Origin of the sequence: Proteus vulgaris (genome assembly GCF_016239305.1) — a bacterium.
Classification (GTDB): Bacteria; Pseudomonadota; Gammaproteobacteria; order Enterobacterales; family Enterobacteriaceae; genus Proteus; species Proteus vulgaris_C.
Genome location: NZ_JAEHOQ010000031.1, coordinates 26,387 through 33,870 on the forward strand (window position 1 = coordinate 26,387; position 7,484 = coordinate 33,870).

Below are 7,484 nucleotides of genomic sequence, written 5' to 3' on the forward strand. Positions count from 1 at the left end.
ACTCTTAAAAAAAATTAGCAGACTTATCTTTAATACATAATAAAAAATGGCATTACATAAATAGCTTATTAATAAGTTTAATTTATTAATAAAGAGTTATCAGAGGTGTAATATTAATAGATGAAATACTCACAATAGCGAATATGGCCTATTGTGAGTTTGAATTAAGCAGAGAATTACTTTTTATCGACAATTTCTACCAGGGTATATTTTACACTTGGTGCGTCAGCTGGAGGATTAGGAATATCTGTAACATTTACTTTTAATGTGTATTCAGTACCGGCTTTATATTCAAAACCTTCAATATTTTGATAGAAAAGGGACCATTCACCTGAAGGCAGTTCTTTCACCTTCATGCATTTCATTGGTGCAACACCGACACAGTCATAAAGTTGTGAATCGACCAGAAGTGTTTTTGTTGTATCAGTAGTAGAGGCAGTATTAGTATTTTCAGTCGATGTTGCATCATTGCATCCGGCTAAAAGCAAAAATAAAGGAATAGCGAGAAATTTTTTCATATTGATGACCTTATTTTTAGGGTGCAATAAATGTATAAGCTAATATTTAGTATACACCAAGAAGCTAATCATTATAAATTACAGTAGATAAAATTTTTCCTATAAATAAAGGAAGTTACCTATAGATATTTCTAGTATTAATATACTAACGTAACTATCTGAGTTAGATTTAGTGTAATAATCCTAAAGTGAGGAATGTAAATAGAAGTTGTAGATTAATTATACGAAAATAGTGTTGTTATACAATGAACTAGAAAAAAGTATAAAATAATATATTAAAAAATAATTAGATAAAGAGACGATGAATTAATCAATTATTTTGTAATCGAAAATTGAATTAATCTATTGCGACTAAAGCAAGATTATGGAGGAAACTAAGTGAAAACAATTAATGACTCTATTTTGCAAGATTCAGATGCAATTTACACCGCGCAACTCGATGCTCATGGTGGAGTAATAGAAATAACAGCAGATACGATTGCTACAAACGACAATCCTTACTGGATACATTTGGACTATCGTAAGCCACAAAGTGCGAAATGGATAAAAGAGACAGAGCTACTTCCACCTATTGCCAAAGATGTATTATTAGCAGAGAACATCAGGCCAAAAGCACAACGAATTGGTGAAGGTATCGTCATCAATTTGCAAACAATTAATAATAATCCTAATGATAGACCTGATGAACTAGTAGCATTCAGAATTTATATTAACAGCCAAACAATTGTTTCAAGTCGTCACCGTCGAGTTAATTCGGTAGATTCTGTTATTCATACCTTAGAGTTAGGAGATGGGCCAGAAAGTAGTGGTAATTGGCTTATTACTATGGCAGATGCTGTTACTGATGAAATAGGTGAATTTGTTGAAACTTTACATGATCAATTGATTGAACTCGAAGATATGATCCTGGATCAACAAATACCAGCAAGAGGTGAACTCGCATTATTAAGAAAACAGTTAATTGTTTTGCGTCGTTATATGGCTCCGCAACGAGATGTATTTTCTCGGCTTTCTATTGAAAAATTACCATGGATGAGTGATAGCGATAGAGTCACAATGCTCGAAATATCAGAAAGACTTTCTCGACGTTTAGAGGATTTGGACAGTAGTATTTCTCGTACAGCGGTGATAGCCGATGAAATAACATCAATGATGGCTGATGCAATGAATAGACGTACTTATACTATGTCATTAATGGCGATGTTATTTTTACCAACAACATTTCTAACAGGGCTATTTGGTGTCAATTTAGGCGGAATACCCGGAAATGAATTTCCTTATGGCTTTACCATTTTTTGTTTATCTCTCTTTGTTTTGATTATAATTGTTACTTGGTGGTTAAAGCGTAGTAGATGGTTGTAAAATTTCAGCAAATTAATCGTAACTAAATGGATTTAAAAAAGAATTCTCTAACCCTGTTTGAGATATATCAATTTTTTAAAATAGAACATCTGGCATTATAACTCTCGCAGGTGAATACAACGTTGAGCGATGAACGTTGTGCTCCATAATTGTAGTTTTTCTCATATTGAGTTCTTAATACAGAATAATTGACCATTATTAGACCGATGTTTATTGACATCGGTTTTTTTTTGCTTAAATTAATTGTTGGTGATTATTTGTACATAAAAATCCTAAGTCTTGAAAACAAGACTTAGGATATCGTGTTTTATTTCACTTCAATAATATCGAGTTTATTTTGGCTAAAGTCAGGACGTTCATCATCTTCTTCTTGGAACATCACGGGTACGGCTGGAATATCATCTTTATCAAAAGCTAAATCGCCACCATTAATGACTTCATCACCATGTTTGATATTAGCAAAATCAAATAATTGAGTATCACATAAGTGTGATGGAACAATATTCTGTGTTGCTCTAAACATCGTTTCAATGCGACCAGGGTAACGCTTATCCCAATCTCTTAGCATCTCTTTAATAACTTGACGTTGGAGATTAGGCTGTGAACCACAAAGATTACACGGGATAATTGGGAATTGTTTTGCTTGTGCAAAACGCTCAATATCTTTTTCACGAGCGTAAGCAAGAGGGCGAATAACGATTTGTTTACCATCATCACTCATTAATTTAGGTGGCATACCTTTAAGTTTCCCACCATAAAACATATTTAAGAATAATGTTTCTAAAATATCATCACGATGATGTCCTAGTGCGATCTTAGTAGCACCTAACTCTGTCGCTGTACGATACAAAATACCACGACGCAAACGAGAGCATAAAGAACAGGTTGTTTTACCTTCAGGAATAATATCTTTGACAATTCCATAGGTATTTTCTTCAACAATTCTATATTCCACACCGAGCTCATTTAAATACTCTGGTAAAATATGCTCAGGAAATCCAGGTTGTTTTTGGTCTAAATTCACGGCAATAAGTGAAAAATTAATTGGCGCACTTTTTTGCAGATTCATTAAGATAGAAAGTAGTGTGTAACTATCTTTACCGCCAGAAAGGCAGACCATGATTTTATCGCCATCTTCTATCATATTAAAGTCAGCGATAGCTTGCCCAACATCGCGGCGTAAGCGTTTTTGTAGTTTGTTGAAATTATACTGTTCTTTTGGGATGCTCATTTTTACGGTTCTATATCGTTGCTGATTATTCTGTAATTTGCTAACCAAGACTTTGTTTTCTATCACGAACGTTGAATGATTTAAAAACTATATAAATCAATAAAATGTTTTACAACTCGATTGATGAGTGGTTTGGAAAACAAAGTTATTTATGGCAAGAAAATGGATAAGTCGCTAATGATAGCAGATGGTAGGGTAGTTTCGATATAGATAACTACAGTTAAGCGATTTCAAGGTAGTAAAAAGTAATAGCCTTATAGAAATGGATAAGGCTATTGTAATTTTAAATAGATATTCCATGTATATTAATATCTTCGCGTAAAATCGAGTTTTTCCTACGTTCAGCAGTCAATTGCGTTAGGTCGTTATCAGAGACTAAAATTAAGGCGTCTTGAGGACAAAATTCAACACAGGCAGGTCCTTGTTCTCTATGATTACATAAATCACATTTGACGATATCAATTTGAAAATGTTGGCCAAGATCTAAAAATGAAGTTGGGGAAGTGTTGTTTTTTTTCTCAAGCTCAATGGCGCCAAAAGGACAAGCTAAAAGACAGGCTCTACAACCAATACAATTTTCAGGGTGCGTTTCAACAAAGTTTTCACCACGTACTAATGCTTGTGTTTGGCAAGCTTGCGCACAAGGTGCATCTTCACATTGATGACAAACAGAAGCAGTAAACTGATGCATTAACTTAATAATACGTATTCTAGGATGAAAATTCTTTTTATTGAGAAAATCATTTCCATCTTTTTCTGATGTATGGCCGACAGAACAAACAACTTCGCACGTCTTACAGCCAATACACTTTTTAGAATCAATAACAATTTGGCTATTCATCTTAATACCTATCTATAAGGATATGTATTTTATGATATATCGATAATGGAAGTGTTTTAATAATATTAATCAAATTTATATTAAATAAATGAGGTTAAATAATAATAATGAAATCAAAAATAGCTTTTAAAACTAAAATAGAATGAGAATGAATAGTGTTTAATAGAATATTAAGAATAAATTCTTAAAAAATACGTAAATGATCGTATATTAAAAAATGGCAATCTTATTCTGATTGCCATCTCTTTAATAGAGTTGCTATTAAAAATCAGGATGATAATGTCGCTAGTTTAGTCGCGAATCCCATAAAGAAAAGTCCAATAACACCATTGCCTAATTTTGCAATATTTTTACGTGAGCCAAAGAAACGGGCAAGAGCTACACCACCAAATATTAGAAAAGAGAGATAAATAAAACTAAACGCTTCAAGCATGGAAGCAAGAATTAAATAAGATAATCCGGTATGTGCATAATTAAAATCTATAAACTGAACAAAAAATGAAATATAAAATAGAATCGCTTTTGGATTGGTCATACTTAATGTAAGCGCTTTTCTGAAAACATGTTTCTGTACTGTCGTTGTTTGTTCTGAATGTACTTTTTTGGAGAAAAAAGTTGCATGGATAATCTTTATTCCTAAATAAAGGAGGTAAAAAGCACCTAAAAAACGGACAATAGTAAAGAGTACGGGAGAGGCTTTTATAACAGATGCAACACCAATAAAGGCGAGAAAAATCAAAATGGCATCACCTAAAAAGACACCAAATGCAGCACGATAACCATCCCGGACGCCACCGGATGCGCTTGTTTTTAGCACATAGAGTGTATTAGGGCCAGGAACGAGGATAATAAAAAACATGCCTGCAAGGTATGTCCAGATATTGAGTACACCAAATTGTTCAAGCCACACGTTAACCCCCAAAAATCTTACTTTCTCTGTATTACTTAATGAATGGTTATTATATAAAGAGAATCAGTATTATTTAAACGCATATTTTTATCGATATTGAGAATAAATGTTTGATATTTACTGCTTTCTGTATAAAAAATAGACATTTTTTATTATTTCAAACGGATTACTGCATTGTCTTTCTTTTTTATGAATTGCGTCTCGCTCAAAAAGAGTTAGGGTTTAATTATATATAGATTTTTTATAAAGGTAAGTTATGACAATTTCTCAAGTAGGTAAAATAAAGTTACCTTCCACAAAGTGTTTTCAATCATCATTTCAATCTGTCATTACTGATGTCATTGAGCAACTCTCTAAATTGTTAAAAGAAAGATTACATAGCATATATGTTTATGGCAGTGTGGCTAATGGATGTGCGACAGAGGGAATATCGGACTTAGATATTTGTTTAATTTTAAATCATGAAATAAATGAAAGCGAAATTCATCTGTTAGATAATGCAAGAGTAACATTAGAAAAACAGCACTCTATTATCAGCAAAATTGATTTCGATATCGGTGTTTTAAGCGAGATATTGGAACCTAACAATTTATACAGTTGGGGGTATTGGTTAAAACATCATTGTCGTTGTATTTTTGGTGATGATTTAACTCAATATTTTTTACCATTCTCACCATCAAGAAAAATTGCGTTGGCAATAAATGGTGATTTTGTGCAAGTTATAGATGGTTATATTAAACAGATGCATGAAAGGCCGTTGGCCATTGAAAAACATCACTTACAAAGGGCAATAGCACGCAAACTTATTCGCTCAACGAATATTTTACGTAGTGAAAAAGATGAGTCTTGGCCTGAAACACTGGAAGACTTTGTAAAAATAGTAGAAGCAAATTACCCTGATCAACAAAAAAATATTAATTATCTTTTATCTGAAAGCATAAGCCCAATCGATGATATGAACGTGTTTATACAAAAAGCAAAGCTATTTACCTATTGGTTAGAAATCGAGTGTTTAAAGAAAGATAAAGAGGATAATCTGGGAAGCTAAGACGTTTTTTATTGTTTAAAGAAGCATTTTTCTTATGTAAAGAGGCTAGACCTCTTAAGCTAACCAGACTATATTTATCTGTGTTTTTATACAGTATTTATGTTATTCAATTACGGTAAGGAAAATGTGATGTTAAAAGTGATTGCCGAAGATTTTATTAAAACAGAAGCGATAGAAATTGTTTTACCTCTTTATCGTGAACTTGTTGACGCGACTAAGAAAGAGCCTCTCTGTATTAGCTATAATTTATATGTTGATGAAAAAGATCCAGGCCACTTTGTCTTTGTTGAACAATGGCCAGATCATGCTGCGCTTGATACACATTGTGCTAGTGAGCATTTTCAGCGACTAGTCCCTATGATCGATGCATATAAAAAAGCTGAGCCTAAATTTTTGCTTATGGCAGACGCTTTTGATGAAAATTAAAAGTAATAAAACTTGTCTCATTTATAGTGAATACGCTAAATAATAAGAAGTAAAACAAGAGAGATAATGATGTTAGCGAAGTATATATTTCAAATTGTAAACCAAGAAGATGGCTATCAAATTTTAAGTACCCAGAATTTTTTGGATAACTTAACAGAAATAACCAGAGTAACTCATACTTGGTTATTTCCTGATGGTGTCATCTTGAAATGCATAGAAGAGATAGAAACGGAGCACTATGATAATGACGCTCAATGTCCTGAACATTGGATCACTTGGGAAATAGTAGAATCGAATAACAAAATTATCTCTCCTTGTCGAAAAGAATTTTTTAATTTATGCCAGCAAAGCTTTTGGTTAAAAATGCAACTTGCTAATAATATATAAATATTAAATATAATAAATTTTAGTCTAGATCTGTTTTACCTCTATATTAATGTATATTTCTATTGGGTTCATATATGGAAAATTTAAAGAGCAATCAAGAATATTTAGATAGAACTTTTACTAAACTTGAAATTAATGAATTGGCACTTAGCAATATTATTTTTGAGGAATGTGAATTTCACCAGTGTAATTTTTTATCTGCTAAGCTATCGCATTGCAAATTTGTACATTGCTTATTTGAACAGTGCAATTTAAGTTTAGCTAATTTTCCTAATACTCGATTTTCTAATACTGAATTTGTCGGATGCAAACTTGTTGGTATTGACTGGACAAAAGCGTATTGGCCAAAATTTAATCTTTATTCTCAACTCAGTTTTAAAAATAGCATTTTAAGTGGATGCAACTTTTTTGGATTAAAACTGAGCGAATCTATTTTTGAAGAGTGTAGATTACATGATGTAGATTTTAGAAATGCGGAGCTTCAAAGATCACTTATGATTGGTTCTGATTTTTCAAATAGTTTGTTCATGCAAACTAATTTAGAAGGGGTTGATTTTACTCATTCGCATTCTTTTGATATTGATATTCGGCAAAATAAAATGACAAAAGCAATTTTTTCTAAAATAGAAGCACTCGATTTACTCAAATATCTTGATATTAAATTGATTGATTAATAGTCATAGAGAATTAAGTAATATTTAACGTGAGATTACTATACAGTGTAAATATTTAAGTTAATTAAAATAAAAACTATTTTGTAT

The 7,484-nt window shown here is 32.0% G+C and carries 9 protein-coding genes; 5 read left to right on the forward strand and 4 right to left on the reverse strand.

Annotated features, from left to right (window positions below):
• Positions 1–176 precede the first annotated feature (176 nt).
• Positions 177–518: a DUF4377 domain-containing protein gene (locus tag JEP40_RS17305; protein WP_198624563.1), complete on the reverse strand. Its 342-nt coding sequence runs from the start codon at positions 516–518 to the stop codon at positions 177–179.
• Between the two features lie 378 nt (positions 519–896).
• On the opposite strand from JEP40_RS17305, the gene zntB reads away from it, so the two are divergent.
• Positions 897–1,880 (forward strand): zinc transporter ZntB, encoded by a 984-nt coding sequence (gene zntB / locus JEP40_RS17310; RefSeq protein WP_198624564.1) that lies wholly within the window; start codon positions 897–899, stop codon positions 1,878–1,880.
• 307 nt (positions 1,881–2,187) lie between these two features.
• On the opposite strand, the gene ttcA is transcribed toward zntB, so the two are convergent.
• From ttcA to leuE, 3 genes are all read right to left on the reverse strand, one after another.
• Positions 2,188–3,111: a tRNA 2-thiocytidine(32) synthetase TtcA gene (ttcA, locus tag JEP40_RS17315; protein ID WP_198624565.1), complete on the reverse strand. Its 924-nt coding sequence runs from the start codon at positions 3,109–3,111 to the stop codon at positions 2,188–2,190.
• Between the two features lie 283 nt (positions 3,112–3,394).
• Positions 3,395–3,952, reverse strand: a complete 558-nt coding sequence (locus JEP40_RS17320) for a 4Fe-4S dicluster domain-containing protein (RefSeq protein WP_198624566.1) — start codon at positions 3,950–3,952, stop codon at positions 3,395–3,397.
• A gap of 268 nt (positions 3,953–4,220) precedes the next feature.
• Entirely contained in the window at positions 4,221–4,862 is a 642-nt protein-coding gene (gene leuE / locus JEP40_RS17325) for a leucine efflux protein LeuE (RefSeq protein ID WP_036913180.1), read from the reverse strand.
• A 256-nt stretch (positions 4,863–5,118) separates the two neighbouring features.
• Between leuE and JEP40_RS17330 the strand changes: the two genes are divergently transcribed.
• From JEP40_RS17330 to JEP40_RS17345, 4 genes are all read left to right on the forward strand, one after another.
• Positions 5,119–5,910 carry a nucleotidyltransferase domain-containing protein gene (locus JEP40_RS17330; RefSeq protein ID WP_198624567.1) on the forward strand — a complete coding sequence of 264 codons (792 nt, stop codon included), beginning with the start codon at positions 5,119–5,121 and terminating at the stop codon, positions 5,908–5,910.
• Positions 5,911–6,039: 129 nt separating this feature from the next.
• Complete coding sequence (locus tag JEP40_RS17335; protein WP_198624568.1) at positions 6,040–6,336, forward strand: putative quinol monooxygenase; 297 nt, start codon at positions 6,040–6,042, stop codon at positions 6,334–6,336.
• A gap of 66 nt (positions 6,337–6,402) precedes the next feature.
• Positions 6,403–6,723, forward strand: coding sequence for a hypothetical protein (locus JEP40_RS17340; protein ID WP_198624569.1), 321 nt, complete (start codon positions 6,403–6,405; stop codon positions 6,721–6,723).
• 74 nt (positions 6,724–6,797) lie between these two features.
• Positions 6,798–7,397, forward strand: coding sequence for a pentapeptide repeat-containing protein (locus tag JEP40_RS17345; RefSeq protein WP_198624570.1), 600 nt, complete (start codon positions 6,798–6,800; stop codon positions 7,395–7,397).
• Positions 7,398–7,484 lie beyond the last annotated feature (87 nt).

Excerpts from the sequence above, each read along its gene's own strand:
- JEP40_RS17305 (WP_198624563.1), bottom strand. The coding sequence starts at position 518 with ATGAAAAAATTTCTCGCTATTCCTTTATTTTTGCTTTTAGCCGGATGC.
- ttcA (WP_198624565.1), bottom strand. The coding sequence starts at position 3,111 with ATGAGCATCCCAAAAGAACAGTATAATTTCAACAAACTACAAAAACGC.
- JEP40_RS17320 (WP_198624566.1), bottom strand. The coding sequence starts at position 3,952 with ATGAATAGCCAAATTGTTATTGATTCTAAAAAGTGTATTGGCTGTAAG.
- JEP40_RS17330 (WP_198624567.1), top strand. The coding sequence starts at position 5,119 with ATGACAATTTCTCAAGTAGGTAAAATAAAGTTACCTTCCACAAAGTGT.
- JEP40_RS17335 (WP_198624568.1), top strand. The coding sequence starts at position 6,040 with ATGTTAAAAGTGATTGCCGAAGATTTTATTAAAACAGAAGCGATAGAA.
- JEP40_RS17340 (WP_198624569.1), top strand. The coding sequence starts at position 6,403 with ATGATGTTAGCGAAGTATATATTTCAAATTGTAAACCAAGAAGATGGC.
- JEP40_RS17345 (WP_198624570.1), top strand. The coding sequence starts at position 6,798 with ATGGAAAATTTAAAGAGCAATCAAGAATATTTAGATAGAACTTTTACT.